Genomic DNA, 3,520 nt, shown 5'->3' with positions numbered 1-3,520 from the left:
TTCAGCTATATGCAAAAGTCAACTTGAACGGTTGAAAATTGATATAGTCCACTCAGACGCCATTGGCCAGCGGTTGTTTGGAGGTGAGCGATGGGCCGCTGCCGTTCGTGGATCACCGCGATATGGATCCGGTGAGGCATGTCGAATGCGGAAGCCTCTGCCGACGCTCGCGATCAAGCCGCCGAATTGCTTTGCACCCTAATTTCCGTCGTTCGGCTTGAAGGGTGAAGCTCGAAACCTGCCGTCCGTTCATCTCCGTCGCCCCAGCGAGAGAAACGGCCAAGATTGGGTCAATCGCGACTGACAGCGATGGACCACAATCTTGTAGAAATGACTTGGCGCCCGCTTGGCAAACCGCCCCGTCCATTGCAGGATCGGCGCTCCACAAGAACGGGACCGGTGAGTCCCGACGGAGGGGATGAACGACATGCGCATGCGAGCTCGCCTGCTTCCTTTCGCTTTGCTGCTTGCCGCGGGGCTCGGCGCCCGGGCGAACGCGCAGGAGGCGCATGCGGATCATGCCAACATGGCGATGCCTGCAGCGGCGGCGGCTTCAGGGGTAAAGCAGTCGCGCTGGTCCGATCCTGCCTCCTGGCCCAGCGGGAAGGTGCCCGGCGCGGGCGATGCGGTGACGATTGGGCGGGACCGGAATATCGTCCTCGATGTGAGCCCGCCCGCGCTGCGCAGCCTGACGATCAACGGCAGGCTCAGCTTCTCGAACGAGCGCGATCTCGACCTGACCAGCGAGTGGATCCTCGTCGGCGGCGGCGAACTCGACATCGGCAGCGCGGCGAGGCCCTATACGCGCAAGGCGACGATCACGCTCACCGACACCGTCCCCAACGAGGACATCAACACGATGGGCGACCGCGGCATCATGATGCTGGCGGGCACATTGAACCTCCATGGCGACCGCAGCAACAGCTGGACCAAGCTGGCGAAGACCGCGAAGGCCGGCAGTGCGAAGATCGAGGTGCTCAATGCCGCCGGCTGGCGCAAGGGCGACCAGATCGTGCTGGCCTCGACCGACTTCGATCCGCACCAGGCCGAGGAGCGCACCGTCACCGCGATCAGCGGCAATGCGCTGACGCTCGACAAGCCGTTGAAGTACATGCACTTCGGCGAGGTCACCTACGGCGTCGACGAGCGCGGCGAGGTCGGGCTGCTCACGCGCAACATCAAGATCCAGGCGTCGGCCGATGCGGAGAAATCATACTTCGGCGGGCACATCATGGCGATGGCGGGCTCGAAGATGTACGTCTCAGGCGTCGAGCTCAATCGCATGGGCCAGAACATGCATCTCGCCCGCTACCCGATCCACTGGCACATCGGCGGCGAGGGCCAGGGCCAGTATATCCGCAACTCGTCGATCCACGACACGTACAGCCGCTGCGTGACGGTGCACGGCACCAACAATCTGCGCGTCGAGAACAATGTGACCTTCAACACGGTGGGTCACTGCTATTTCCTCGAGGATGCGGTCGAGACGGGGAACCAGTTCATCCGCAACCTCGGCATCCTCACCAAATGCCATCCAGACGGAAAGCCGTGCGTGCCGACCAATCTCACGCTCGCGCATCAGTCCACCGTCGGCCAGAAGGCCAAGGATATCCTGATCCCGTCGGACAACACCGCCTCAACCTTCTGGATCACCAATCCGGACAATAACTACAGGGACAATGTGGCGGCGGGGTCCGAGGCGATCGGCTTCTGGATCGCCTTGCCGCAGCATCCGACGGGCGCGTTCCTCGACAGCCCGAACAGCAAGGCGATCTGGCCGCGCCGCACGCCCGTACGCGAGTTCAAGGGCAACACGGCGCACTCGAACTTCGATGGGCTGATGTTCGATCGCGGCCCCGCGCCCGACGGCACCTTCACCGTCGGCGGCGCCGGCCATATCGCCTATGCCGATCCCGGCGATCCGAAGAGCAAGCTGCTGGTGTCCACCATCGACACCTACACCGGCTACAAGAACCGCAACGGCGCGATCTGGGGCAGGGGTGAGGCGCACCTCTTCAAGAATTTGGCGCTGGCCGACAACGCGATCGGCTTCACCCATGCAGCCGGTGGCGCCGGTCTTGCGCCCTATACGACGCAGGTGGTCGATTCTCTGTTCGTCGGCGAGAGCGGAAATATCGGCAATCCCACGACGAAAGCGGAAATCGCCTATGGCCGCAGCCTGCCACACCAAGATGCCGACTTCCCGATCCGCGGCTATGAATATTATGATTACCGCCACGAGATCGTGAACACGACCTTCGTGAACTACCAGCCCAACGCCACGCGCGAAGCCGGCGCAATCTCCTACCTGTTGTTCACGAGCTTCGGCATGAGCACCGAGAATTCGGTGAAAGGCCTGAAATTCGTCAATTCGAAGCCGGTCGATTTCCCTGGGATCCAGCGTCGCTGGGCATCCGATTTCGGCGGCCGTGCCGCCTATCGGAGTGCCGCGTTCCACGATCTGGATGGATCGGTCGGCGGCGTCTCCGGTGCCTATATCGTGATCGACAATGGCATCGCGTCGGATGAAAAGAGCTGCGAAATCAAGGCGAGTTGGGGCGCGGCCATATGCAAGGGCGACATGGGCCGCCTCAGCATCGGCAACACGCGCGAATTCCCGGAATTCGCCGTAGGGTCTGCGACCGATCCGGTCGTCCTCCAGCGCGACGGCAAGCGCTACGAATATAATGGCGAAACCACGATCCCCAATGGTGCCGAGATCAGGGTGGCGACGGCCAAGACCAAGCTTTCGCTAAACCTGCGGGAAATGGACAAGGGCAGCTGGGTCATCTTCGAGCTGCCCGGCTTCACCAACGCCGCCGCCGGCGAGGCGGCATCCAGCCTGGCCGCGTTGCGCGAGTCCGGGAAGACCGTCTTTTTCAAGGACAAGGACTCGCTGTGGGTCAAGCTCGTGGTCGAAGACCCGGCGCCCAGCGGTCCCGTCGTCGTCCAGGTCGGCAACCTGCGCGCCCAGGCTTCGCTCGAGGTCAGCAAGGCAGTCCAGTTGAGCCTCGCCAAATGAGGCCAGGCCCTCGGACACTATGGGGCAGGCGCCCGTCGACCCTGGCAGGGCGCGCGATCGGCCTCTCGATCGCCCTCGCCGGCGTGGGCTTCGCGACAAATGCCGAGGCGGCATGCAGCCGTGAGACGCTTCAGACGCTGGCCGCCACCTATGTGAAGGCGCAGACGGACGGCAAGGCCGGCCTGCTGCCCCTCGCAAAGGGCGCGTCCTACGCCGAGAACGACAAGGCCATGGACATCGGCAAGGGCGTGCTGGCCGGCCCCCTGAAGGTCGACTTCACCCGCAGTCTCCACGACACGACCGCGTGTGCCACCTTCACCGAGCTGGTAGCGGCCAGCGACCCGCACCCCTACGTGATCCACACCCGCATCGAGGCAACCACCAACGGCAAAGTGTCGAAGATGGAGTCGGTGGTGACCGACGCGGGAGACTGGGTGTTCGGAGCAGCCGAGCATCTCGCCGTCACGCGGGGCGAGAACTGGGGCGAAATCCCCAAGG

General features: G+C 63.5%; 2 protein-coding genes. Both read left to right on the top strand.

From position 1 onward, the window contains the following. Positions 1-427: 427 nt before the first annotated feature. Positions 428-3,022, top strand: a complete 2,595-nt coding sequence (locus tag ABW043_RS21990) for a G8 domain-containing protein (protein ID WP_353923332.1) — start codon at positions 428-430, stop codon at positions 3,020-3,022. A gap of 83 nt (positions 3,023-3,105) precedes the next feature. After that, the coding region (locus ABW043_RS21985; RefSeq protein ID WP_353923331.1) for a hypothetical protein at positions 3,106-3,520 on the top strand (415 nt) is incomplete at its 3' end.

The sequence above is a fragment of the Devosia sp. genome (genome assembly GCF_040509215.1).
Classification (GTDB): domain Bacteria; phylum Pseudomonadota; class Alphaproteobacteria; order Rhizobiales; family Devosiaceae; genus Devosia.
The sequence above is the reverse complement of the archived record's forward strand: the minus strand, read 5'-3'. Positions and strand labels throughout refer to the sequence as shown.